Source organism: Flavihumibacter stibioxidans, from assembly GCF_014332695.1.
In the GTDB taxonomy this organism is placed as follows: domain Bacteria; phylum Bacteroidota; class Bacteroidia; order Chitinophagales; family Chitinophagaceae; genus Flavihumibacter; species Flavihumibacter stibioxidans.
Map to the genome: position 1 here is coordinate 122,587 of NZ_MBUA01000029.1, position 24,940 is coordinate 147,526.

The 24,940-nt window shown below is 48.5% G+C and carries 19 protein-coding genes; 11 read left to right on the top strand and 8 right to left on the bottom strand.

Annotation, left to right across the window (positions count from 1 at the left end):
• Positions 1-219: 219 nt before the first annotated feature.
• Together asnS and BC349_RS17440 are read left to right on the top strand one after the other, a co-directional pair.
• Positions 220-1,656: an asparagine--tRNA ligase gene (gene asnS / locus BC349_RS17435; RefSeq protein ID WP_187258071.1), complete on the top strand. Its 1,437-nt coding sequence runs from the start codon at positions 220-222 to the stop codon at positions 1,654-1,656.
• Positions 1,657-1,844: 188 nt separating this feature from the next.
• The gene (locus BC349_RS17440) at positions 1,845-2,408 is read left to right on the top strand and encodes an ExbD/TolR family protein (protein WP_187258072.1); all 564 of its coding nucleotides are present in this window, start codon (positions 1,845-1,847) and stop codon (positions 2,406-2,408) included.
• On the opposite strand, the gene BC349_RS17445 is transcribed toward BC349_RS17440, so the two are convergent.
• From BC349_RS17445 to BC349_RS17470, 6 genes are read right to left on the bottom strand one after another with little or no spacing between them, the layout of a single operon-like run.
• Positions 2,371-4,050: a hypothetical protein gene (locus BC349_RS17445; protein WP_187258073.1), complete on the bottom strand. Its 1,680-nt coding sequence runs from the start codon at positions 4,048-4,050 to the stop codon at positions 2,371-2,373. The genes BC349_RS17440 and BC349_RS17445 overlap by 38 nt on opposite strands.
• Positions 4,038-5,258 (bottom strand): glycosyltransferase family 2 protein, encoded by a 1,221-nt coding sequence (locus BC349_RS17450; protein WP_187258074.1) that lies wholly within the window; start codon positions 5,256-5,258, stop codon positions 4,038-4,040. Before BC349_RS17450 ends, BC349_RS17445 begins: the two co-directional genes overlap by 13 nt.
• Complete coding sequence (locus BC349_RS17455) at positions 5,236-5,574, bottom strand: DUF2304 domain-containing protein (protein ID WP_187258075.1); 339 nt, start codon at positions 5,572-5,574, stop codon at positions 5,236-5,238. Before BC349_RS17455 ends, BC349_RS17450 begins: the two co-directional genes overlap by 23 nt.
• Entirely contained in the window at positions 5,571-6,248 is a 678-nt protein-coding gene (locus tag BC349_RS17460) for a glycosyltransferase family 2 protein (RefSeq protein ID WP_187258076.1), read from the bottom strand. Before BC349_RS17460 ends, BC349_RS17455 begins: the two co-directional genes overlap by 4 nt.
• Positions 6,245-7,855, bottom strand: coding sequence for a glycosyltransferase family 39 protein (locus BC349_RS17465; protein ID WP_187258077.1), 1,611 nt, complete (start codon positions 7,853-7,855; stop codon positions 6,245-6,247). Before BC349_RS17465 ends, BC349_RS17460 begins: the two co-directional genes overlap by 4 nt.
• 8 nt (positions 7,856-7,863) lie before the next feature.
• Positions 7,864-8,790: a DUF3089 domain-containing protein gene (locus tag BC349_RS17470; RefSeq protein WP_187258078.1), complete on the bottom strand. Its 927-nt coding sequence runs from the start codon at positions 8,788-8,790 to the stop codon at positions 7,864-7,866.
• A 151-nt stretch (positions 8,791-8,941) separates the two neighbouring features.
• Here BC349_RS17470 and BC349_RS17475 point away from each other — a divergent pair, with 151 nt between their 5' ends.
• From BC349_RS17475 to BC349_RS17495, 5 genes are all read left to right on the top strand, one after another.
• The gene (locus BC349_RS17475) at positions 8,942-9,886 is read left to right on the top strand and encodes an isopenicillin N synthase family dioxygenase (protein ID WP_187258079.1); all 945 of its coding nucleotides are present in this window, start codon (positions 8,942-8,944) and stop codon (positions 9,884-9,886) included.
• 107 nt (positions 9,887-9,993) lie between these two features.
• On the top strand, positions 9,994-13,506 hold the full coding sequence (locus BC349_RS17480; RefSeq protein WP_187258080.1) for an amidohydrolase family protein: 3,513 nt from the start codon (positions 9,994-9,996) through the stop codon (positions 13,504-13,506).
• 476 nt (positions 13,507-13,982) lie between these two features.
• Positions 13,983-14,351, top strand: coding sequence for a PadR family transcriptional regulator (locus tag BC349_RS17485; RefSeq protein ID WP_187258081.1), 369 nt, complete (start codon positions 13,983-13,985; stop codon positions 14,349-14,351).
• A 28-nt stretch (positions 14,352-14,379) separates the two neighbouring features.
• Positions 14,380-16,641 carry a PspC domain-containing protein gene (locus BC349_RS17490; RefSeq protein WP_187258082.1) on the top strand — a complete coding sequence of 754 codons (2,262 nt, stop codon included), beginning with the start codon at positions 14,380-14,382 and terminating at the stop codon, positions 16,639-16,641.
• Between the two features lie 211 nt (positions 16,642-16,852).
• The gene (locus BC349_RS17495) at positions 16,853-17,527 is read left to right on the top strand and encodes a response regulator transcription factor (protein ID WP_187258083.1); all 675 of its coding nucleotides are present in this window, start codon (positions 16,853-16,855) and stop codon (positions 17,525-17,527) included.
• Here BC349_RS17495 and ggpS read toward each other — a convergent pair.
• Both ggpS and BC349_RS17505 read right to left on the bottom strand, forming a co-directional pair.
• Entirely contained in the window at positions 17,502-19,757 is a 2,256-nt protein-coding gene (gene ggpS / locus BC349_RS17500) for a glucosylglycerol-phosphate synthase (RefSeq protein WP_187258084.1), read from the bottom strand. The genes BC349_RS17495 and ggpS overlap by 26 nt on opposite strands.
• 10 nt (positions 19,758-19,767) lie before the next feature.
• On the bottom strand, positions 19,768-20,766 hold the full coding sequence (locus BC349_RS17505; RefSeq protein ID WP_187258085.1) for an NAD(P)H-dependent glycerol-3-phosphate dehydrogenase: 999 nt from the start codon (positions 20,764-20,766) through the stop codon (positions 19,768-19,770).
• A 168-nt stretch (positions 20,767-20,934) separates the two neighbouring features.
• Between BC349_RS17505 and gcvT the strand changes: the two genes are divergently transcribed.
• The 4 genes from gcvT to BC349_RS17525 all read left to right on the top strand — a co-directional run bounded on the left by gcvT (position 20,935) and on the right by BC349_RS17525 (position 24,882).
• Complete coding sequence (gene gcvT / locus BC349_RS17510; RefSeq protein ID WP_187258086.1) at positions 20,935-22,020, top strand: glycine cleavage system aminomethyltransferase GcvT; 1,086 nt, start codon at positions 20,935-20,937, stop codon at positions 22,018-22,020.
• Between the two features lie 177 nt (positions 22,021-22,197).
• Complete coding sequence (locus tag BC349_RS17515; protein ID WP_187258087.1) at positions 22,198-23,280, top strand: mechanosensitive ion channel family protein; 1,083 nt, start codon at positions 22,198-22,200, stop codon at positions 23,278-23,280.
• A 47-nt stretch (positions 23,281-23,327) separates the two neighbouring features.
• Positions 23,328-24,341, top strand: a complete 1,014-nt coding sequence (locus BC349_RS17520) for a polysaccharide deacetylase family protein (protein ID WP_187258088.1) — start codon at positions 23,328-23,330, stop codon at positions 24,339-24,341.
• A gap of 55 nt (positions 24,342-24,396) precedes the next feature.
• Positions 24,397-24,882 carry an SRPBCC family protein gene (locus BC349_RS17525; protein ID WP_187258089.1) on the top strand — a complete coding sequence of 162 codons (486 nt, stop codon included), beginning with the start codon at positions 24,397-24,399 and terminating at the stop codon, positions 24,880-24,882.
• Positions 24,883-24,940: the final 58 nt, after the last annotated feature.

Sequence of the window (24,940 nt, forward strand, 5' to 3'; positions counted from 1 at the left end):
AAATGACCAGATTTTAAAAAAATTGGTGGTTTTTTTTTAATTAACCGGGGGCTTCAGCAGCATGTTTCCAGCAGAAACCCTGAGTAATTACCTGCAGAAGAGGACTGTTCAATACATGGTTGTTCCTGCAATTCCGCCATACAGGCGGACGGAAAATCTGACTGGCAGGCCCTGACCCTTACAGAATCAGCTTATCTTTGCCGTCCTTAAATATTGGCTATGTTCAACAAGCGAGTAAAGATCAAAGAATTGCTGACCTGGGAACCGGCCCAGCAGGAAGTAACAGTAATGGGATGGGTACGTACCTTCCGGAATAACCAGTTTATTGCGCTGAACGATGGTTCCACCAATACCAACCTGCAGGTGGTGGTTGAACTTGGCAAATACGAGGATGATTTTCTCAAAAGGATTACCACGAGCTCTTCGTTAAAAGTTACCGGCACTGTCATTGCCTCCCAGGGCAAGGGCCAGAAGCTGGAGATTAAGGCAGCAACCCTGGAAATCCTGGGCGACAGCGATCCTGAAAAATATCCGCTCCAGCCCAAGAAGCACAGCCTGGAGTTCCTGCGTGAAAAGGCCCACCTGCGTTTTCGCACCAACACATTCGGTTCGGTATTCCGCGTGAGGCATTCACTGGCATTTGCCATCCATAAATTCTTTCACGAGAAGGGATTTCTATACATGCATACCCCGATCATCACTGCCAGCGATGCTGAAGGTGCCGGTGAGATGTTCCGCGTAACCACCCTGCCTTTTGATAACCCTCCCCGCAACGAGGATGGCAGCATCAATTTTAAAGAAGACTTTTTCGGAAGAACCACCAACCTGACGGTAAGTGGCCAGCTTGAAGGCGAACTGGCTGCAACAGCATTTGGTGAGATCTATACCTTCGGTCCCACCTTCCGTGCCGAGAATTCCAACACAACCCGTCACCTGGCTGAGTTCTGGATGATTGAACCGGAAATGGCATTCTGCGATCTGGAAGACAACATGAACCTGGCTGAAGAGTTCATCAAATACATCATCCGGTTTGCGATGGAGCATAACCGCGAAGACCTCGAATTTCTTGCAGCCCGCCTGGCTGAGGAAGAAAAACAACTTCCGGCCGATAAACGCAGCGATATGGGGCTGATAGAGAAACTGGAATTTGTGCTGAATAACAATTTCGAACGCATTACCTACACAGAAGCTATCGACATACTCCTGCAATCGCCTGCATACAAGAAAAAGAAATTCCAGTACGAGGTGAAGTGGGGCGTGGATATGCAGAGTGAGCATGAACGCTACCTGGTGGAAAAACATTTCAAAAAGCCGGTTATCGTTACCAACTATCCCAAGGAATTCAAGGCGTTTTACATGCGCATGAATGAGGATGGCAAAACCGTTGCCGCCATGGATATCCTTGCGCCGGGCATTGGTGAGATCGTAGGCGGATCGCAGCGGGAAGAAAGGATGGAAGTGCTTGAAGCCCGTATGAAAGAGATGAATATTCCCGCCGAAGAACTTTGGTGGTACCTGGATACCCGCCGTTTTGGTACGGTTCCGCATGCCGGCTTTGGACTTGGCTTTGAACGCATGGTACTTTTTGTTACCGGTATGAGCAATATCAGGGATGTAATCGCTTTCCCGCGCGCGCCAAAGACTGCAGAGTTTTAAGAGGCGTCTGACGCTTGAGATGTTTGACGTTTGTGGTAAGGCGTCTGACGTTTGAGATTTATGAATTCATTAATCCTAAACGTCAGACGCCTCAAACGTCTGACGCCATCCCCACCCCGCCGGAAAAAACTCCGGCGTTTTTTTATGGAATTTGGCAGCGGCACACATCCTATTGTCAAATTAATTTTATGGCAGAACTCCAAACAAGTTCCACCCCGGGTGGCGGCAGGAAAGGTATTACCCGATCAAAAAAATTATCGACAAGGGTGGACCTCACTCCCATGGTTGACCTGGGCTTTTTGCTGATCACCTTTTTCATATTCACCACCACCATGGAGGAACAGACAGCCATGAGGCTTAACCTGCCCGCAGATGGTTCGCCAACAAATGTTGGAGAGAGCGCCACACTAACGCTGATCCCTACCGGAAATGACAGTGTCTTATATTTTCATGGCAGCCTGGAGCAGGCCAAACAAGACCAGGCGCTGGGCATAACCGGTTACCAGCTAAACCACGGAGTCGGCGACCTCATCAGGGAAAAGCAGGCAGCGCTTGCATTGACCGGAAAGAAAAAAGATTTTAACATCATCATTCATCCCGACCAGTCGGCTTCCTACAAGAATATTGTTGATTTGATGGATGAAATGCTGATCAATGCGGTTCCGGCCTATTGCCTTGCAGATGACATGGAAACCGTGAAGCAGGCCGGTTATCTTATTGCGGCCTCAGGTAAACATCCATCTCAGGAATAGCATCATCCAGTTTTACCCACTTGCTTACAACCAGGTTGCCGGGCAATGGCTTGCCCTCCGGCACAAAGACAATATTAATGCGGTGTTTATTGATCAGGTTATTGGCTGCGTCCTCATCATCAGGCAAACAATTAAAATGTTTGCCTCCGGCGAAATAGGTAGTAAACCAGGAACTGAACAGGCTGTATTCGCGTACATAAGGCCAATGCGCGGCTATCCGGTTTTCCTGTTTAACAAGGGACTTGATTTCCCTGCCAAGGGCATATTCCTTATAACCGGCAGGTTCCATTTTTTCCAGCATCACAGAAAAGGTTCTGAAAAGAAATGTATAAAAAGAAACCGCACCCAACACCAATCCGATCATAAACCACCATTTCAGAGTAGACTTTCCGCTTGCCCGGGCCTGGGCCTGTCCGAAATAATCTTCTATCAATAAACCTGCTGCGATCAGCCCGACAATCAGGTTGATCCAGAGATAACGGTTCTCCAGGAAAAGAAGCATATAGCCAAGCAGGTAAAGGGAACCGAAAAAGAACAACCTGTATGGGATATCATTCAGCCTGATCGCCGCCCACCCGCCATTCCTGAACTGTTTTTTACCATACAGGATTGCTTTCAGACCTGCAAGCAGCAGTCCCGCAAATGAAATACTAAGCAGCACATCCTTGAAACTTAGCAGGTAACGGAAATTCACCCAGATGACCCTCAACTGAAGCAGGAAATTGTCAACAGATCCCAGGATATTATAATCATTGTAATCTGCCATCAGCACCGGATCCTCCCAGGCAAATACGGAATATTCATGCGGCTGTACACCAAACCGGAACATGAAGGCATAACTGTCTTTGATCGACTCCATACCAGGGATATCCAATCCCAGGAAGCCAAGATTTACCAGTGCCGCGCCGTGGTTGAACCCGCCGGCCCCTGACAGCATCCATTCACCGTATTTCCAGTGAATCGCAATCAGCCAGGGTGATGCTAACAGTAAGAAATAAACGAAAATGAGCAGGAAATTCTGAAACGCCTTAGAACCTTTTTTTTGCCGGAACCGCGCCAGGAGATCGTATGCCAGCAAGCCTGCTCCGAAAATAAAATTGTAGGGCTTGGCAAAATACAGAACCAACAGCCAAAGTGATGTGATGAGGGGACGATCGAGTGCATCAGTTTTCAGCCAGAAGCGCAGGAACATCAACAATAATACCACCACCATCAGGTCGGGGGTCATGAACCTGAAGGCAAAGAGCAGCATAAAGCCGGTAAATACAGGAATCAGCAGCACTTGTACGGGCTTACCAAATTCCAGCTGCCGCATCAGTTGCCGGAATACAAACAATCCCGCCAGTCCCAGGAAAAAGTTGAGCGCATAATAAAAAAACAGCAGTTCAACCGGAATGAAACTAAATGGTGATAGTATCCATGACAGGAGCGGGGACCAATAGGCATTGATGGCTGCGTGCCAGTTGCCGTTGGCGTAGTTCTTGGCAATGGTCAGGTAAGCTATGCCATCGGGATTGATATGACAGCATACCAGATAAAACATGAGCAGTCCCGCCACACTGTAACAGGCAACCATGCTGTTAAAAACTGAAAACGCCGGGGCTTCCCTTCCCGTGGATTTCCAACTGTTCACTTGAGCCATTGAGGGGGATGATTTTCGAATTTAACTTTAAACGTAACCAGTGCATGAAGCAGGAATGAAAACACTATGATCTGTGCCCCGGCCATTATTCCCATGCCACCGGGAATAACCAGGCGAAATGTACGCATGGGGTTCAGGTCCCCGAAATCGGCATTGGCCCATTGAAGCACTGCAAGGGAAGAAAGCAACAATCCGGCTAAAAATACCAGGGCTCCCAGCAGAAGGCCTTTCTCAAACCTGAATGTCCTGAAAATACGTGCCTCGAAACCGGTTAGCGAATGATACTCCATCCTGAAACCATAAAACCGCATCAGCAGATAGAAAAGGAATAACTGCAAACCCAGCAGGAAAAACACCGACCCGAAAAAGAAGGTATGAATATCAAGATTAACCGAAGCGATCCTGATTCTGGAAAACAGCAAGGCGGAAAAAATTACCAGGCCAAGGATCAAAAAAAACAGTGCCGGAAAAAGCAGCGGCCATTTGGGCGACAACATGATGATCTGCCTGAACTGGCGCCATCCATCCTGCCAGGTTTTAAGGTGCGGGGGGCGGTTTCGCCCGTCTTTATACAATCTTACCGGCACTTCTTCTATTGTCATTTTCTTGTGCCCGGCCTTGGCAAGCATTTCGGTAATAAAATCCATACCCCTCGCCTGCATTCCCAGCTCCAGGTAGGCCGATTTACTAATGGCCCTGAGCCCGCAGTTAAAATCCGTAAAGGGAACTTCAAATGCTGTTCTTCCCATAAATGATATGACCGGTGTTCCCAGGTAACGGTGCAGGAAAGGCATGGCATTTTTTTCAACACCACCCCGGAACCTGTTGCCAACCACAAGGTCGGCGCCCTGGTTCAGCTTTTCATAAAAAGGCCGGCACTCATCAAAATGATAACTGTCATCAGAATCGCCAAAAATGATATGGGACCCGGAAGCAGCCATTATACCGTAATGCAGGGCAGCCCCATATCCCTTTTCCTGCACTTTCAGGCATTTCACACCAGCATTGATGGCCATTTCAATTGATCCATCCGTGCTGCCATTGTCAGCAATAATAATCTCTGACGGAATCTCAAGTGTTGACAGGAATTTTTTTGCCCTGCTGATACAGGTTTCAAGCGTAACCGCTTCATTCAGGCAAGGCATTACAATACTCAGCGACCTGACTCCGGTTTTGTTTTCCGTTTCAGTCATTACCTCGTGTTTCATTAAGAGCGGAATTGATGGAAATCTTCCTGGCAAGTTCGGTTACGGTTGCTTCCAGTTTTCGGATTCTGGCATACAGTTTAAGCAGGATAAACCAGAAGAGGAGAATGAAAATATAGAAAACAAGATCTGCCCCGCGTCCTACGCCAAAGTAATTGGCTATCCTGCTGGTCAGCTCCGGCTGCAGGATAAAAAATATGGCAGTAAGGCAAAGCAATGCCATCAGCAACACGCTGAAAACAGCCGCCTTCATTCGCTGGATAAAATAAACCGTGATCAGCGAAACACCTGCGATCAGAAGAAGTTGAATGCCACTCATCTAAAGAGTTTGTGTAAAACTACATCAAATAAAATACGGATGCCGTTCACCGTTTTCTGTCCTTTATTACGGCTGTATTCTGAATATACAATATGAACGGGAACTTCCACCCAGCGCAGCTTGTGCCGCCTGATTTCCAGAATGATCTCCGTGGCATGGGCCATTCTGTTCTCCGTGAGGTGAATTTTTTTTGCCGCTTCCCGGCTGATTGCCCTTATCCCGTTATGGGCATCCGTCATCCAAAACCCAGACAGAAGGAATTGGATAAAGCAGGCTGTTTTGATAACCATTTTTCTCGTAAATGAAAGCCCCTGTGTTGACCCGGTAAACCTGGAACCCAATACGATATCAGCTTTACCCTGGCTGATTAGTGTGGCCATTTTTTCGATATCAGCAGGATCGTGCTGTCCATCCGCATCAAAAGTAATAATCACATCAGCATTTTGGATAATGGCGTATTCGATTCCTGTTTGCAGGGCCGCCCCCTGCCCAAGGTTCACAGCATGCCTCAGGTAGTGGCAATGCCTGGCGGCGCAAATACCCGACAGTGATTCTTCAGATCCATCATCCACCACGATTATATTTGGGTAACCGGCATCAATGAGTCCATCAATCACCTTGCCCAGCATGGCAGATTCATTATAACAAGGTATCACTATAAAATAATTATTCATTCTGCCGAAGGTTTTAAATGGGCGACAAAAAAAATATAATTATTAAACACCTGCCTTGGCTGAAACTGGTATCGGTCAAGGAAGGGAACCATTTCCTTAATGCCTGCCTTATTCAATTCCAGGATAACCGTGGTTGGTTTCCTTAATTTGATCTTTGTATCTGCCCTGAGTTTGCGGGTATGGCGGTAAACCTGAACATCGTTCTGAAGGGCATAAAAAGAGAACCCGTAATTGTTGGAAAAAATCACCACCTCATTGCCCATCCTTTTGGCCGTAGCAGTAAATCTGTCGAGGTATGGCCAGCCTGCTCCCTGCGGATAGGTCGGATCTGCGGTAACAATCAGTGGTGCCCTCCTGGCTATCACATAAAAAGTATGGGCGGATTGGAACACCAATGCCACCAACAGCAGGCGCTTCAGCAAACCCTGCAAGGAGTTATTCTTCCAGCGAACCTGGAATAATTGCCGGCAGATCACCAACAGGATAATGGTGAGCAGGTATAAATAATAGCGGTCTTCCACAAGATATGACCAACCCGCATCTTCATGAAAAAATTCCACCCTTACACTTAGGTACAGAAGTATTCCAACATAGGGTATCATCAGCAAAGCAGAGGATAGCAACAGTTGCTGGTACCTGTCGGCCGGAATGACCAGTCGCCATGGCCTGGCATTTTTCATCCAGTTTACCAGCATGAAGAGAAGAATGAGGACCGATGTAAGCTTCAGGAAATTATGGAAAAGACTGAAATGGGTGCCGAATATCAGGGAGAACTGCATGCAGATAAAGGTTACATGCGTAATAGCCTGCCAGAACAATGGTACAGGATTCAACACTTTGCCTGGAAAAAATCCCTTGCTCCACTCTTCGAGATATGTAAAGTGACCGGTCTGGATCTTATTAAAACCCAGGTATCCCACCAGGCTGGCACCTACAATAACTGCAAGCAATACACCTGCCCTGAAGTACTTCGGTTTTGCTTTCTTCCAACCATTCCAGATCAATAAAAGCGGCAGTACAAACAGGGTGGTAACATACACATACCTTAACAGGAAAGCTACAGAAAAACAGATTCCTGTCAACAGGATATACTTCCATTTTTCATTGTCAATCCACTTCAGGAAGAAGTAAACAGCCATCAGTATCCCTGCTGTGGAAAGAAAATCTGTTGGGGGAGAACTGTACAGTCCCTCATAAATTTCAGTAGCCTTAAACCAGATAATCAGCATCCGGACCCCGGCGCTGAATCCGATAAACCTGGCCAGCCACCAGATCCCGAGCAGGTAGAGAAAGGCCCCCGCAGTATCTACTGCCGCAGCGGCAGCAACATATCCCAAACCGAGTTTCAGCAAGCCGGCGATCAGGCTGCTGTACAAGGGGGGCCACTCCAGTAATACTTTGTGCAGCACCAGGTTGATATCAGACAGCTCTACTACCGGTATAGTATAACCGTAGTTTTTCGCCATCTGAATGGCGGCAACAAATTGTAATCCCCTGTCTCCGTCAATCGTCAGATAGGTTCTCAATAATGTTGCCTTAACTGCCACCGCCAGCAGGAAGAGCGACCATTGAAGCCATTTATTATCAAAATTAATTTTAGGATTCATTCGCCTGTTTAGGGTTGATGGATTCGCCTGTATTGCTCCACCCGTTGCTGCAGGTTCTCCCTGATGTTCACATAAAACAGGTTGATGTCCCCGATATGATAGTTCCTTGACCGGTACAACCGGCTTCCCGGAAATTTAGGCCGGCTCACCCATAAAAGGTCCTTGTGTACCATCGCATCATTGACGGCTGGAAACAATTTGTTGAATTTCCTTAGCACGGCTCCCTTGTGCAGGGTTACCGGCGCATATACGGTATCGTTGGTCCAGGTGAGCGGGTTTGTTACAATTGATTGCCGCATACCGGGTTGATAATCGGGTTCGAATCCCTTTCTGAATGTACGCCATCCCATATAACAACCTGTTTGCAAAGAGTCGCTGCATGGCTGCAGATCCCTGAAGTACCCCGGTTCCAGCGGCATGCCTATGAGATAGGCGGCAACCAGTTTTTCCTCCAGTTGTTGGCCCTCAAAAAATTCCTTCAACAGCAACTTGCAATGGGTTGTACCCTGACTGTGCGAAGCGATGATTACCGGCCTTCCATTGTTCAGGTGCTTCAGATAATAACTGAACGCAGCCCTTACATCCCCATATGCAAATTCGATTGCCTGCTTTGCAGTTATTGTATCGGTGGAAAAATAACTCTGAATATGCGCCTGGCGGTATCTCGGGGCATACACGTTGTATTCATTGAAAACGGATGCCTGTAACTGGATGGTTGACCTGTCCGTCTTCCTGTTCAGGTCCTCATCATCCAGACTGGCATTCCATTCTTTTGCCCGTTTAGTGGTATAGGTGGTGGGATGAACAAAAAAAACATCCACCGATGTGTCCTTTATATAGCCATCACGGAGTGGCGATGGCACTTCATCAGAGGGATCTATTTTTAGCGGATGGGCTGCCCAGTTGTCGAGGCTGCCATAATCAGGTTCAGCCATAGCATTTCGGGGCTGGAAGGAAAATTCATGTACCCTGTGAGAACACCCTATTAACAATATGGTTCCAAGTAATAGTTGTCCGCCTGTTTTCAGTCTTTTAATTATTTTCACCTCCCAAAATAAATGTATTTCTCACCGATAAACGATTGCCATGGCCATACCGGTAGTAAACCTCGCAGATTTTTTAAGCGGTGATCCGCAATTGAAGCAACAATTTGTTGAACAACTCGGCAAAGCATACGAAGAGACAGGATTTGTTGCCGTTAAGAACCATGGCATTCCCGATGACCTGATTTCGGATATATACCGGCAGGTGCAGCAGTTTTTCTCCCTTCCGACAGAGAAAAAGAAGCAATATGAAATACCGGAACTGGCAGGCCAGCGGGGATATACTTCTTTTGGCCGTGAGCACGCAAAAGGCTCGGATGCACCAGACCTGAAAGAATTTTACCAACACGGACAAACGGTGGAAGATGGCGATGCATCCAAAGATGAGTATCCCGATAACGTGCAGATAGATGAGGTGCCGGGCTTTACGGATACTTTCAACAAGGCCTACAGGGCGTTCGAAAAATCCGGAAAATCCCTGCTCCAGGCCATTGCCCTTTACCTCGGACTGGATGAACATTATTTCGATGAACCGATCCATAATGGCAATTCCATTCTTCGGGCCATCCATTACCCACCCATTACCCAGGAACCAAAATCAGCCATCCGGGCAGAACAGCATGAGGACATCAACCTGATAACATTGCTGGTGGGTGCCAGCGCCGACGGTCTGCAGATCCTGACCAAACAGGGCGACTGGGTGGGGGTCACTTCCCTTCCTGAGCAGATTGTAGTGAATGTGGGGGATATGTTACAGCGACTGACGAACAACCGCCTCCGGTCCACCACTCACCGTGTGGTAAACCCGCCGCGGGAATTCTGGCATACCAGCCGGTTCTCCATTCCTTTTTTCCTTCATCCTAAAAGCCAGATGAGCCTGGCCTGCCTGGAAAGCTGCATTGACCCGGGCCATCCAAAGGCCTATCCTGATGCCACTGCAGGTGAATACCTGGATGAGCGCCTGCGGGAGATTGGACTGAAGAAGTGAAAAGAGAGGTAAGGGGGCAAAAACTACCCAGATACCCCAAATTTGATGTGGGGTATTGAAGGTGAACGGTTTAATGCTTAAATTCTGGCTATAAACCTCCTTACAATATGCAACCCCGTATTCAGGCAGCTTTTGGCGGCCTCATAACCATTTCCCTGCTTATAGGCCACTATACACCTGCTGAAGCGGCAGGGATAGATGCCGGTTATCCCTTCCACCCCGTTACCGATACTATCCGAAAGGATACCAATCAGTATATGCGGTTCAAAAACCTGCCGCTTAAACCGGCACGAAAAATAAAACTGAATACTACCGAAGGCACCTGGATGTCGCTGGATATCAGTCCCGATGGCAAAACCATCGTTTTCGACCTGCTGGGTGACCTCTATACCATTCCGGCAACCGGCGGAAAAGCGACGGCTGTCACATCTGGTATGGCTTTCGACACCCATCCGAGGTATAGTCCGGATGGTAAAAAAATCCTCTTTACCTCTGACCGGAGCGGTTCGGAAAACCTATGGCTGATCGATACTGAAAAGCAGGATACCTCGCAGCTGACAAAGGATGCCAACATGAATATTCCCAGTGCAGCCTGGACCCCCGATGGGGAATACGTAGTCTATGCGAAGGGAAAGATGAATGTACAGCTTCATATGATCCACCAGAAAGGAGGCGGAGGGGTACAACTGATTGAGGCCCCGCCAACACTAAAAACCATCGATCCCGCCGTCAGTCACGATGGCCGCTATATCTATTACTCCCAGAGGAATGGGGCATGGACCTACAATGCACCAATGCCTCAGTACCAGTTGGGCATTTACGACCGGACTACAGCCAAAACGCGAACCCTGACCTCAAGATATGGCTCGGCTTTCACACCTGTTCTTTCAAAAGACGGCAAATGGCTTGTTTACGGAAGCCGGTTTGAAGACAAAACCGGACTGGTATTGAAAAACCTGCAGACAGGAGAAGAAAAATGGCTGGCATTCCCTGTTCAGCGCGATGAACAGGAATCCATTGCCACCATGGGCGTACTACCCGGAATGACATTTACGCCGGACAATAAAGCACTGATTGCTTCTTTCGGTGGGAAAATCAGGAGGATACCACTGGACGGAACGGCCATAACAGACATCCCATTTTCTGTAGACACCGAAGTGGAACTCGGCGCCCAGCTTGACTTCCAGTTTCCCATAAAAGATACATCCCATGCGCTGACCACCCAGGTCAGGAACCTGGTTCCCTCCCCGGATGGTAAAAAGCTTGCCTTTACCGCCCTCAATCGGTTATACATAATGGATTACCCGAATGGCCATCCAAGGCGGGTAACGAATCATAATTTCACGGAGGCGATGCCGGTATGGTCACCAGATGGCAACAGCCTGGTCTTTAGCACCTGGACACCCGAAGGAGGCCATCTCTTCAAAGCCGTGCTCAACGCCAAAACAGGAGTACAACAACTGACCAAAACACCGGGGCTCTACCAGTTTGCCAATTTTACACCTGCCGGCGACCGGATTATTTTCCAGCGCAGCAATGCTGAAGTGTATAAGCAATCCATCAGCCCCTTCTATAACAACGCGGAGGAAGAACTATGCTGGATCCCGGCATCGGGAGGCGAAATCACCGTGATTGACAAATGCCTGGGGCGGTATAACCCGCATTTTGTGAAGGGGGATAACCGAATTTACCTGAACCAGGGAGGACAATTATTGAGTATCCAGTGGGATGGAAGCGATGAAAAGATTCATGCCAAAATCAGCGGTATAACCACCTACGGGATGAGCAATTTCCAGAACGGGATGCCCATGGTGGATAAATGCATCCTTTCGGAAGCGGCAGCGGAGGCTATGGAAATGCAGATGCCATCCAATGCGGCCAATATCCGAATGGCCCCCACAGGTAACCAGGCATTTGCCCAGATCAACAACGAGCTGTACCTGGTGACGATTCCCCAGACCGGGAAAACCGTCAATATCAATGTGGCCGATGCAGCCAATGCCAGCTTCCCGGCAAGGAAACTGACCACCCTGGGCGGCGAATTCCCGTCCTGGGAAAGTGATGGTAAAAAAGTGCACTGGACACTGGGTAACGCACATTTTATGTATGATATCGACAAAGCAATCAGCTTTGAAGACAGTGTGAAAGCGGCAAAAAAAGCGGAGGCGAAAAAGACGGCGGACTCGCTGAAAAATATGGTTGCGAAAACAGATAGCCTGGACAAAAAACCCGCTGACAGCACAGGGGCGGATGGCAATCCGGCTAAAGCAAAAGCCGGCGGGACTGAAAAACCGAAGGAAGATGCGGTATATAAACCCCTTGAAACAGCTATCAAAATCTATTATGAACGGGATATGCCAACGGGTGCGATTGTTTTTCGAAACGCAAGGATCATTTCCATGAAGGGAGATGAGGTGATAGAAGCCGGGGACCTGTTAGTGGTAAACAACCGGATAAAAGCGGTAGGTGCGGCGGGGTCGATCGCGGTTCCGGCAGGCACCAGGGAGATAGATTGCAAAGGGAAAACCATCCTGCCCGGATTTGTGGACACCCATTCACATATGTGGCCTAACTGGAGCATGCATAAAAACCAGGTCTGGATCTACGCGGCCAACCTGGCTTATGGGGTAACCACTACCATGGATCCCCAGACCAGTACAACCGATGTGCTGACTTATTCGGATATGGTGGATGCCGGTTCAATGATAGGTCCCAGGGTCTATTCAACCGGACCAGGGGTCGGATTCTGGTCATATAACGTAAAAGACTCCGCGCAGGCAGAGAGCATTTTGCAACAGTACAGTAAGTATTATCATACCAAATACATCAAAATGTACCTGACGGGTAATCGCCAGCAACGCCAGTGGATCATTATGGCGGCGAAAAACCAGGGATTGCATCCTACTACGGAAGGTGGTCTTAATTATAAGTTGAACATGACCAATTTGTTGGATGGTTACCCCGGTCATGAGCATGCCATCCCGGTATACCCCCTTTTCAAAGATGTTACCGGCACCATTGCGAAAGCCCAGATGGCAGTAACACCCACCTTACTGGTGTCCTATGGCGGACCTTTTGCGGAGAACTATTACTTTCAGACGGAGAACCCGTATCACGAAAAGAAAATGCAGCATTTCATGCCCTATGAAGAACTGGCCGGGAAGACCCGCCGGGTTCAGGGATGGTTTATGCCGGAGGAACATGTCTTCCCGAAACATGCCAAAAACATGAAGTCCCTGGTGGAAGGCGGTGCACTGGCAGGTATTGGCAGCCATGGTGAATTCCAGGGATTGGGCTACCATTGGGAACTCTGGGCCATGCAAAGCGGGGGCATGAAAAACCATGATGCCCTGAAAACAGCCACCATACTGGGTGCTAAGACTTTGGGGCTGGACCAGAACCTTGGAAGTATTGAGGCGGGCAAACTGGCCGACCTGGTGATCCTGGACAAAAACCCACTGGAAAACATCCGGAACTCCAACTCCGTGCAATATGTAATGAAGAACGGCCGCCTCTATGATGGCAATACGGCAGATGAGGTTTACCCGCGCCAGCGCAAGCTGGACAGAAGGGAATTTAATTACGCAAAACCTGCAACGAATACAGGAATACCCGAATAGTTTAATTGGACCTAAAGGTTTGAGGTGGGGCTCCGGGATTCCGGAGCCCTTTTTTTGGCATGTCACTGCGAATATTTCACCCGTCGGGTGGTCATTGCACCCGTCGGGTGGCACCCGACGGGTGAAACGACAATTATCTTTCGCCATTTATCCGGGAAATTTGCCGTCCATCACAATGAGAAATAATTATAATAATGACGTCCGACACCTTAAAGCCTTATCCAGACAGCATTTCATCCATCGCCCATTATCTTTTTATGAGAATTACCTTCCTTAATCCGGTACTTTATTTTGCATAGTACTGAAACCTTTTCTATATTTGTGTTGTCAAAGGAATAGAACGAGGCTGGTGGCAAGTCCAGCGCAACGGCGGAAACGAACCTTATCCAAATTGAACCTTATCCTGACACGGATGAAACATTAAACCTTATCCACCGCCGCTGACAAGCCACCAGCCCAAAAAACCAAAAAGCGCCATGAATATAGAAAACACACAAAGCCAGATGCGGAAGGGGATACTGGAATTCTGTATCCTCTCCATTATCCGCCGGGGCGAAGCCTATCCGAGTGATATCGTGGACGAAATGAGGGCGGCCAACCTGCAAATACTGGAAGGCACCCTTTATCCACTGCTTACCCGCCTCAAGAATGCAGACATGCTCACCTACCGATGGGTAGAAAGCAATTCGGGACCTCCCAGGAAGTATTTCTCCCTCACTGAAAAAGGAGAAGCTTTCTACCAGGAACTGGAAGCCACCTGGAACGAATTGGCCAACGGGGTAAAAGCCCTCACCAGTAAATCCGAATCACTGCCAACTGTCCCTGAAAACCCAACCTCCAACTAATACTTCAACCAGCTAATACTTATCAATTATGAAAAAGGTCATCAATATAAACTTCCAGGGCAGGGTGATTCCCATTGAGGAAACCGCTTTCGACCTGTTGAAGCAATATACCGAGAGCCTGCGCCGATACTTCGCCAACGAAGAAGGCCGCGATGAAATCATTAATGATATCGAAGGCCGGATCGCTGAACTGTTTTCTGACCGCCTGAAAAAAGGCGCTATCTGTATCACCGATGATGATGTGAACGCCATCATTGCCAGCATGGGCCGTCCTGAAGATTTCGAAGCTGCCGAAGCCGAAGCTGCCTTTAATACAGGCAACGCCTCCGGTGCAGGCGCCAAAGAAAGCCAAACTGCTTTCTCAGGTTCAACGTCCTATACCGGGGCAGGCAAGGCAGCAGCCCGTGGCCGGCTTTACCGAAATGCCGATGACAAAATTATCGGCGGTGTTTGTAGTGGTATAGCCAATTACCTGGGCATTGACCCGGTAATCATGCGGATCATCTTTGTATTGCTTTTCGGAGCGCTCTTCTGGATCTATATACTGCTGTGGATCATCGTTCCATCGCAGTCGCTCAGTTCCAATGTTACCAAGCGCCTCTACCGCAATCCCGACGATAAGGTGATAGCCGGTGTGGCTGGCGGACTGGCCGTGTATTTTAACATCGCCCCCTGGATTCCCCGACTGATCTTCGCCCTACCACTTATCCTGGGTATCCTGGGCAGCGGATTCAATGCTTTCTTCTGGGATTGGGATTTCATGATGGGGCCCCGCATCATATCGGGCGGCCTGGGCAGTACCCTCTTTGTAGTGTACCTGGTACTATGGATCGCAGTACCATATGCATCCACAGCCGCTGAAAAACTGGAAATGAAAGGTGAAAAAATCGACCTGAATTCAATCCGCGATACCGTACAGGGCGACCTGGAACATTTTAAAAGTCGCGCTCAGAGCTGGGGTGCTGAAGTAAAGGAAACCGCACAACAATTCACCAGCCAGGGAAAACAATTCACTTCAGAGGCCGGCGAGCGTGCCCGTAGTTTTGCTTCAGAAGCAGCTCCGGTAGCCCGTCGTGCGGGATCCGGACTGGGTAATGCCATCGGTATCCTGTTCAAGGCATTCTTCCTGTTCATCGCGGCTATTATTGCTCTGTCGCTCTTTGCAGCCCTAATGGGAATCCTGTTCAGCGGCATGGCTATCTATCCCCTGAAAGAATTTTTCCTGGAAGGTTTCTGGCAGAATGCGCTGGCCTGGTCAAGTCTCTTCCTGTTCATGGGCGTTCCCGCCATTGCACTGATTACCTGGGTAGTTCGCCGCATCATGGGAGTGAAAAGCACCAACAATTACCTGGGCTACACTTTCTCCAGCCTCTGGATCATCGGATTGTTCAGCTTTATCTTCCTCGCCGGTTCCGTTGCACGCAACTTTAAAAACCGTGCAGGGGTGGAAGATCAGGTCAATCTGATCCAGCCCGCGAAAGACAAGCTCTTTATAGAATCAGTAGGCAACAATATACGTTACTATGGTGATGATTTCTTCGGAATCGAATGGGATGAGGACGCTCCTTTCTATGGTATCAGCCGCGACAGCCTGATGTTGAAAACCGTCAGGGTGAATGTGGTGAAAAGCAAGGACTCATCCTTCCATGTGTACACCATCCGTTTCAGCCGCAGCAATACCAATACAAAGGCAAAGGAGCTGGCAGAGAAAATCAGGTTCTCCATGGTTCAGAAAGACAGCATCCTGGAATTGCCGAAGGGATTTGCCATCACGACAGATGAAAAATTCCGTAACCAGCAGGTACTGGTGGTAGTGGAAGTGCCGGTAGGCAAGAAGATAGAACTCGACCGCAGCCTGGACGACTACGAGTGGTTTAATGTGAATACCAACCGCAGAAGAGGCTTCAATGTTAGCTGGGACAATAACTGGGATGATTCTTATCACTATGAGAGCAACGTGGAATATATCATGACCCGCGAAGGACTTCAAAGAACCGGTGGCATGACTGAAAAAGAACTCAAAGAGGGAAAATTCAAATTCAAGATCGATGAAAAGGGTGTGATCATTGAAGGTGAAGGCGAGCTCAAAGACAAGAACCCTGAATATGAATATAAAGGACCAGAAAATAAAAAAGACACCATCGTGGTGAAGGCCGAAACCCGGATCTCAAAATCGGAAGATGACAATGAGCCTGGTCTGATGGAAAAATTTTCTTCCCTGAACAGTATCCGCCAGGTAAGCGAGATCGATGCATCCCCTCTCCTGGTGCTGGGTACCTTGCTCAGATAAGCTGCTGATCAACCCTGCCGCCGCCTCCTGTCGGAGGGAAGGCGGGGTTGAAGTTGGAACAATCCCCGGACGTCTGCCCGGGGATTTTTTTATTGTAAGATTACCCGGGAAGCAGAACTGATTTTCCGGCAAGTGAAGACTCAATCAAGAGGAAGTCTGAAATTGCTTTAAATTGATACAGCGTAACACAACAAGCCGCAACTTCCTTTGAATGAATACAAATTCAGCCATGCAGAAAATAGCCATGATTGATGATCATAACCTGCTGCGAAGTGGGTTGGCAAATATCATCAATGAGTTTAATGGTTTCGAAGTGACCCTCCAGGCTGTCAACGGCCGCGATTTCATTGAAAAAATGCAAACCCATGAGCCACCCGACATTGTGCTGCTGGATATAAATATGACGGTGATGAATGGTTACGAAACAGCCGCCTGGATCAGGGAAAACCTACCGCAGGTAAAAATTCTGGTCCTCAGCATGCTTGACACGGATTATGCCTTCATCCGCATGCTGAAACTTGGTGCCAGGGGCTTCATGATCAAGGACAGTCATCCGGACCAGTTTTACAGGGCACTGGTGGAAATCCGTGATAATGGCATTTACATGAACGAGATTCTGTCGCCTAAAATGGCCCACCGCCTGAACAAGGACTATTCGCAGACCATTGATGCCGCGCCAAATCTGATTCCCCGCCTGTCAGATAAAGAAATCGAATTCCTGAAACTGGTATGCTCCGAAATGACATACCGGGAGATTGCCATGGAAATGGGTATCAGTCATCGAACTGCAGACGGTTACCGCGACACCCTGTTCAACAAACTTGGGGTATGCACCCGGGTTGGGCTTGTCCTTTACTCCATTAAGAATGGAATTGTAATGGTGTGATGGCCTCCATTTCCTGCATGAAGCTTTCGCTCCATTGAGCAATATCATAATATTGTACGGAATCGAAAAGCCTTCCCATTCGCATGTCGCGCTCTTGCTCTTCCATCAGCAAAGCCTGCAGCAGCACTTCCCTGAGTGATTTTTTATCATAAGGGTTGGTTCGGAGCGCATAGCCCATCTCTACAGATACACCTGCGAATTCTGAGATTACCAGGACCCCTTTGTGCTGCTCTTTAAGTCCCTGTACTGCAACAAATTCCTTGGCAACCAGGTTCAGTCCATCTCTCAAAGGTGTGATCCAGGCGATATCGGATACCGCATAGTAAGCCACCAGCTCTTCAAAAGGAAATGACCGGAAGAAAAAATGGATGGGCGTCCAGCCGATAGTCGAATACCTGCCATTTATTTTCCCTATGGCCTGCTCAAGTTCCTGCTGAACTTTGTCGTAAATCTTCATCCCCTTGGCAGGTGGAGTGCAGATATTTATCAATTCCACCTTGCCGTGAAATTCAGGATATTGCTCCAGGAATTCCTGGAAGGCATAGATTTTTTCAAGCGGGCCTTTTACGTAATCCAGCCGCTCTACACTCAGCACGATCTTTTTATCCTTACCCAGCTGGTTACGCAATTTCTTTACCAGTTCTGTGGTGGTTTCTTTTTCATACAATTCTTTAATATAGGCCGTGTGAACTCCTATGGGATGTGCTCCGAGCCGCACCTGCCTGGAGCCTGCTTCAATTAGTCTCGGCATCTTTTCCACACCAAGCGGACAACTGTAACTCAGGAATCTTTCCGTGCAGTTTTGCTCTTCCAATACTGTTGCCGGTAAAATGCTCTTAACCACATCTACAAAATTTTCCGCATAACGAGGGATGTGGAAACCGATGTAATCGCACTGTAACAGGCTGCCAATGATATCGCCCCGCCAGGGGATGATGTTGAAAATGTCGGCGGGTGGAAAACTGGTATGGTGAAAAAAAGCAATATTCAGATCGGGCCTCAACTGCCTTAAAATCCCGGGCACCATCCAGAGATTGTAATCATGGATCCATACATTGGCGCCCAAATCGGCCTCTGCAGCAGTCTTCTCAGCGAAAATCCTGTTAATACGAACATAGTGATCCCAATGATCGTGGTTGAAACTGGCTTTATCCACAAAGGAAAAAATCGTAGGCCAGAAAGCTTCTTTTGAAAATACTTTATAGAACAGTTCAACTTCTTTTTTAGTAAGGCCTATGCGGCCCGCCAGCAGGTGAGGGTATTGCTTCTCATCAATATAAATGTTGCGAAGGGATTTACCAGGCTTGTCCACTTCCTCCCAGGCAATCCAGGTGCCGGAGCGACCCTGGCTGAAAAATCCCATCAGGGAGGGAATGATTCCGTTTGGACTCCGGGGTGTGATGTGTTCGCGAATGCCATTGACTTCACGGATTTCGTAGGGCAGCCGATGATACACCATCAATAACTGTCTTTCGCCGGTGGCGGGCAGTACCTGGTTTTCTTCGGTTGCCGGATCATACTGGTTAAAGGATCCGAAAGCCTTGAAGGCTTCCAGGATACCGCCGCAACCGGCACGCCTGGCCTGATAAATCAGACTATCACCGGCAGTAGCTTCCACGAGGGCGGATTCCGCTTCGCCGACCACCACCCCTTTATAACCTGTTTTGTAAAGCGACAGGTCATTCAGGGTATCGCCCGCCACCAGGATATGGTCTTCTGGAATATTCAGCAGATTAACCAACTGTTTCAGGGAAAAGCCCTTATTGATTCCCGGAGGTAATACATCCACAAACCTGCCGGCCGACACTAGTACATCGCAACCAAGTTCGGTTGCCGTCTCGTTCAGCAGATCCATATCCGTTTCCTCATCAAAGAAATAAGAGCTTCTCCGGGTCATGGGAACTTCCTGCCTTCGCAAACCTGGGATATCTTTCAGGCGGTTTCCCACCAGGAGCGCTCCCGGCCAGCGGTTTTCAATCTCGGCCTGAAGTGGCTGCACCGGCTCAAGGGTGCGGCCATTTACCACTGTAGCCCCCACATCGCAAATAATATAATCGGGATTGGGAATAACAGGATCATTCAGTAAGGGTATAACGGTTTCAAGTCCGCGTCCTGTTACAAATACCAGCCGGATGGAAGGGTTTTCCCTGATCACTCTGTATAACTGTTGTTTATCTGCACTCTTTCCACCTAAAAATGTTCCGTCCAGGTCCGTTGCTAATAATAACATAATTGCTCTTTTATCTTAAATATTGTTCAAGCAGTCTCATTTCATTGACTGGGGATGAATGCCGGTAAAGAATCCGGTAAACAGCCGAAAGCACCGGCAATTTCAGTCCGGCTGAATCGGCCAGCCGGAAAAGTCCTTTTGCTGCAGGATAGCCTTCTGCTACCATTTGCATACGCGATTGTGCCATGACCACCGAATATCCACGGCCAATCAGTTGTCCGAAAACATTATTGCGGCTGAAACCGGAATAAGCGGTTACCAGCAGGTCGCCATAATAAGCAGAATCTTTCAGATCCCGTGGAATCGGGTTCAGGCTATGAAGCAACTGCTCAATTTCCCGGAGGGCATTGCTGACAATCACTGCCAGGAAATTATCACCAAAATTCATCCCCCTTGAAATACCGGCTGCGATTCCCACCACATTTTTCATGATGGCTGCCAGCTCCACACCTGTCGGGTCATTATTTGCCACCACTTTCAGGTAAGGAGACCGGATGGCACGGCGGATCTGATCCACCTCATCATTTTCGGTACCGGCAATGGTCAGGTAGGTCCTTCGTCCCAGGGCCACTTCCTCTGCATGACAGGGTCCGCCGACCACCATTACTTTGCAGGGTGATACCTGGAAATAACGGGCCAGGTAACTGGAGGGCAGCTCCGATGTTTCAGGAAGCACACCCTTTATGGAAACAAGCAGTTTCTTTCCCGGGGGCAGGGCAATTTCCTGTCCCGCCAGAGTTGCTTCCAGGTAAGCGGAAGGCAGGGCAAAGAGGATATGGTCCGATGCCCCAATAGCCGTTTCAAGACTGGCGATCGGTTCAATATATTTCAGATCGAGCGAAAGGTGACTAAGATAATGCGGGGGGCTTTTATGTTCGAGGACATGGTCCACATGCGCAGTTGAACGCAGGTTCCAGATGACCCGGATGCCGCTTTCAGAAAATATCTTTACCAGGGCGGTAGCCCAGCTTCCACTGCCAATAATACTGATTTTTTGTAATGATGGCATGCGGCAAAGGTAGCCCCAATGTAGGCGGGATCGGTCCGGATAAAAGACCCGAAAAACACAACAAACTGATTTATAGAATCTTATACGATGATTTTTAATGGTATTTTCATATGACGTCTGTCATTCAGCTGGTTTCCGCTACTTTTGCGGCCTAAACAGCTGCCAGATATGAAGAATACTCCATTTACCCATAAGCACCTTGCCCTGGGTGCCAAAATGGCTCCTTTTGCCGGGTATAATATGCCGATCTCCTACAGTGGCATCAATGACGAACATGCCGCGGTACGGAACAATGCCGGCGTTTTTGATGTCAGCCACATGGGTGAATTCATCCTGAAAGGGCCGGATGCCCTGGACCTTATCCAGCGTGTCTGCACCAACGATGCTTCCAAACTGACGGACGGTAAAGCACAATACAGTGCACTCCCCAATGAGGAGGGCGGCATTGTGGATGACCTGATCGTCTACTGCATTGAAGAAAATAAAGTTTATATGCTGGTGGTAAATGCCAGCAATATCGAAAAGGACTGGAACTGGATCAGTGCCCGAAACACCAAAAATGTGGAGATGCACAATATTTCAGACAAGACCTGTCTGCTGGCCGTCCAGGGGCCCAATGCCACCAAAATACTGCAGACACTAACGGAAATGGATATCCTTAACCTGAAGTATTACACTTTTACGAAGGGAAAATTCGCAGGCGTTGACAATGTGCTGGTAAGTGCAACAGGTTATACCGGTGCGGGAGGTGTTGAGCTGTACTTTGAAGACAGCGATGGCGCGGCCGATAAAATCTGGGACGCCATTTTTGAAGCCGGTGCAGCATCAGGAATAAAGCCGATCGGGCTGGGAGCGCGGGATACACTTCGCCTGGAAATGGGCTATTGCCTTTACGGAAATGATATAGATGATACCACTTCGCCACTTGAAGCAGGCCTGGGCTGGATTACGAAATTCACCAAGGATTTTACAGCAAGACCAATTATAGAAGCCCTGAAAGCTGAGGGTGTAAAAAGAAAACTGGTGGGCTTTGAAATGGTGGACAAAGGTATTCCCAGGCATGATTATGCGATCACGGATGCGGATGGAAAGGTGATCGGTAAAGTTACCAGTGGCACCCAGGCACCCTCCTTGCAAAAAGCGATCGGCCTGGGTTATGTAACCGTTGATCATTCACATACCGACAGCGAAATTTTTATCGCAGTTCGTGACAAGAAACTAAAAGCGAAAGTGGTTAAAGTGCCATTTCAATAAAATTCTTTTACCGATTAAAAAAAGCCGTACAGTCTTACCTGTACGGCTTTTTTTAATATTTATTTAATTGTGTCGGTATCGATGAAATGCAGTGTTGACGGGCACTTTAACTAACTTTGCAACTTCTCTGCCAAAAATTTGCCTGCCTTAGTTTTATTAATTTTAAAACCCACCCGCATGAAAGAATATCTGAATCAGGAACTTTGGGGAAACACCTATCTGGCTTATCTCCTGGCACTCGGCGGTATATTGGTTGCATGGATTATTATCCGCTTATTAAAGAAATATGCTGTCAGGACACTGCAAAAACTGGTGGCGGGAACCGATAACCAGTACGACGATATGGCTTTTTTGGCAGTGCAGAAATACATCATCCCGCTGGTTTACTTTTTTGTCAATTATAATATTATCACCCAACTGAACCTGAGCAGCAGGATTGAACGTATTCTTCAGGTAGCCATCACAGTTATAGCGATTTATTATGTTGTCCGGATCATCAATCATCTGATGGAAGGGATGATGGAGGGTGTCATGAAGAAGCGGGATGAATCTCCTGAAAGGATCCGGCAGATGAAGGGGGTGCTGATGCTGGTGAAGGGGGTTATCTGGTTTCTCGGCATAGTTGCTTTGCTTGATAACCTGGGTTATGATGTTGCCACCATCATTGCAGGCCTTGGTATTGGTGGTATTGCCATAGCGCTGGCCGCTCAAACCATCCTCGGTGATCTCTTTAACTATTTCGTCATCTTCTTTGACAAACCATTCGAGATCGGTGATTTTGTGAATTCCGACGGAAAAAGCGGAACAGTGGAATTCATCGGGATAAAAACCACCCGCATCAGGAGTCTCAATGGTGAACAGATCGTACTCTCCAATTCCAAAATAACCAGTGCTGCCCTGCACAATTTCAAAAGGATGGAAAGGAGGCGGGTGGTTTTTTCCATCGGTGTTACCTACCAGACGGCAGCAGCTTTACTCAAGGAAATTCCCGGCCTGGTGGAGGCAGCCATCAGGGCGCAGCCGAATATTAGTTTTGACCGGGCACACCTGGCTTCTTTTGGTGATTACAGCATCAATTTTGAAGTGGTGTACTATGTGGATAATCCCGATTACCTGACATTCATGAATGCGCACCAGGCAGTGCTGCAACAAATTTTCGAAAGCTTTGAATTAAAGGGAATTGAATTTGCCTATCCGACACAAACCCTGTTCCTGGAAGGAACCGGGGCCAACGGGGTGGCAAGAACGCAGCCTGCCTGAGGCCGGGTGAGCCATCTTTCTTATTTTTAGATAAATCATTGCCTGCCATGAAAAAGATGTTGACCGGCTTATGCTGCCTGATGGTTTTGGGAGCCCGGGCCCAATCCCAATCCGATACCACCTATGCCGAAAAGCTGGGATTTCCGAAGGGTGCAAAAGTTGTCATCCTGCATGTGGATGATGCGGGGATGAGTTATGATTCCAACCTGGGCGCTTTTATTGCATTAACGGATGGCGTTGCCTCTTCGGTAAGTGTCATGATGCCCTGTCCCTGGGTGCCACAGTTCGTAAAATGGCTGAAAGTCAACCCGGCTATAGATGCGGGTTTACACCTTACCTTAACCTCGGAATGGGACAATTACAAATGGGGCCCACTGGTTGGAAAGCCTTCGGCACCGGGGCTGGTTGACCCGTCGACCGGTGGCATGCATGCCTCGGTTCAGGCGGTGGTAAAAAACTCCAACGCAGAGGAAGTCGGAAAAGAGATCAGGGCACAAATAGAACGTGCCCGCCAGATGGGGTTTGATCCAACCCATCTCGACAGTCATATGGGGACAGTTTTTGCCGACCCGGCATTCCTGATGCAATATGTCAGGATCGGCATTGAATATAAGATTCCGGTGATGATGCCGGGAGGCCACAACACAGAACTGATTGCTGCAGATCCGTCCCTGGCTGCCCGGCACAATGAGACCACCATGATTGGACAGATGTTATGGAAGGCGGGGTTGCCGGTACTGGATGACCTGCACAATAAAAGTTATGGCTGGAAAATCCCGCCTGCGGCCATGAAATCGGATGAGGCGTTGCGGCGATATGCCGGCCAGCAATATATCAACGCACTTGATGAATGCAAGCCGGGACTAACGATGATGATCATGCACTGTACACAGCCGACAGAAGTGTTTGCTGCCATCAGCGACAGCGGTCCGAGACGCAAAAGTGACCTGCTTGGCATGACCGACGCTGCGGTCCGGAAGCATATTAAGGACAAGGGCATTATTCTCACCACCTGGCGTGAAATCATGCAGCGCCGGCAAAGACTGGCTGCTACAAATTAAATTGGAACAATTTTCGCTGCCCCATTCACCATTCACCATTCCCCATTCACCATTAATGCCTTCTATTCACCTGACCACAATGATCCATGCACCTGTAGAGGTTGTATTTGATTTGTCCAGAAGTATCGACCTGCATAAGAAATCGATGTCGCATACGAAGGAGGAAGCGGTTGCAGGAACCACCATGGGACTGATCAATCTGCAGGAAACCGTTACCTGGAAAGCCCGGCACCTGGGCAAAACAAGGGTATTAAAGTCGAAGATAACCAGCCTGAAGGCTCCGGTTAGTTTTACGGATGAGATGATTGACGGCGATTTCAGGAGCCTCCGCCACGAACACTATTTTAAGCCGGTGAATAACGGGACACTGATGATAGATTATATGCATTATGAAATGCCTTATGGCTTTATTGGCAGCCTGGTAGACCGTTTTTACCTGAACAAATACCTGGTACGCCTGCTGGAAACGCGCAACTCCCTGCTGAAAAAATGTGCGGAGTCGGAACAATGGCGGAAATACCTAAGTACCCAACCCGTCTGACGCGCGTCTGACGTGCGTCTGACATGCGTCTGACATATGTCAGACGTGCGTCAGACGC

What these genes read in the sequence shown, in the direction of transcription:
- asnS (WP_187258071.1), top strand. Translation starts at nt 220, where the DNA reads ATGTTCAACAAGCGAGTAAAGATCAAAGAATTGCTGACCTGGGAACCG.
- BC349_RS17440 (WP_187258072.1), top strand. Translation starts at nt 1,845, where the DNA reads ATGGCAGAACTCCAAACAAGTTCCACCCCGGGTGGCGGCAGGAAAGGT.
- BC349_RS17445 (WP_187258073.1), bottom strand. Translation starts at nt 4,050, where the DNA reads ATGGCTCAAGTGAACAGTTGGAAATCCACGGGAAGGGAAGCCCCGGCG.
- BC349_RS17450 (WP_187258074.1), bottom strand. Translation starts at nt 5,258, where the DNA reads ATGAAACACGAGGTAATGACTGAAACGGAAAACAAAACCGGAGTCAGG.
- BC349_RS17455 (WP_187258075.1), bottom strand. Translation starts at nt 5,574, where the DNA reads ATGAGTGGCATTCAACTTCTTCTGATCGCAGGTGTTTCGCTGATCACG.
- BC349_RS17460 (WP_187258076.1), bottom strand. Translation starts at nt 6,248, where the DNA reads ATGAATAATTATTTTATAGTGATACCTTGTTATAATGAATCTGCCATG.
- BC349_RS17465 (WP_187258077.1), bottom strand. Translation starts at nt 7,855, where the DNA reads ATGAATCCTAAAATTAATTTTGATAATAAATGGCTTCAATGGTCGCTC.
- BC349_RS17470 (WP_187258078.1), bottom strand. Translation starts at nt 8,790, where the DNA reads ATGGCTGAACCTGATTATGGCAGCCTCGACAACTGGGCAGCCCATCCG.
- BC349_RS17475 (WP_187258079.1), top strand. Translation starts at nt 8,942, where the DNA reads ATGGCCATACCGGTAGTAAACCTCGCAGATTTTTTAAGCGGTGATCCG.
- BC349_RS17480 (WP_187258080.1), top strand. Translation starts at nt 9,994, where the DNA reads ATGCAACCCCGTATTCAGGCAGCTTTTGGCGGCCTCATAACCATTTCC.
- BC349_RS17485 (WP_187258081.1), top strand. Translation starts at nt 13,983, where the DNA reads ATGAATATAGAAAACACACAAAGCCAGATGCGGAAGGGGATACTGGAA.
- BC349_RS17490 (WP_187258082.1), top strand. Translation starts at nt 14,380, where the DNA reads ATGAAAAAGGTCATCAATATAAACTTCCAGGGCAGGGTGATTCCCATT.
- BC349_RS17495 (WP_187258083.1), top strand. Translation starts at nt 16,853, where the DNA reads ATGAATACAAATTCAGCCATGCAGAAAATAGCCATGATTGATGATCAT.
- ggpS (WP_187258084.1), bottom strand. Translation starts at nt 19,757, where the DNA reads ATGTTATTATTAGCAACGGACCTGGACGGAACATTTTTAGGTGGAAAG.
- BC349_RS17505 (WP_187258085.1), bottom strand. Translation starts at nt 20,766, where the DNA reads ATGCCATCATTACAAAAAATCAGTATTATTGGCAGTGGAAGCTGGGCT.
- gcvT (WP_187258086.1), top strand. Translation starts at nt 20,935, where the DNA reads ATGAAGAATACTCCATTTACCCATAAGCACCTTGCCCTGGGTGCCAAA.
- BC349_RS17515 (WP_187258087.1), top strand. Translation starts at nt 22,198, where the DNA reads ATGAAAGAATATCTGAATCAGGAACTTTGGGGAAACACCTATCTGGCT.
- BC349_RS17520 (WP_187258088.1), top strand. Translation starts at nt 23,328, where the DNA reads ATGAAAAAGATGTTGACCGGCTTATGCTGCCTGATGGTTTTGGGAGCC.
- BC349_RS17525 (WP_187258089.1), top strand. Translation starts at nt 24,397, where the DNA reads ATGCCTTCTATTCACCTGACCACAATGATCCATGCACCTGTAGAGGTT.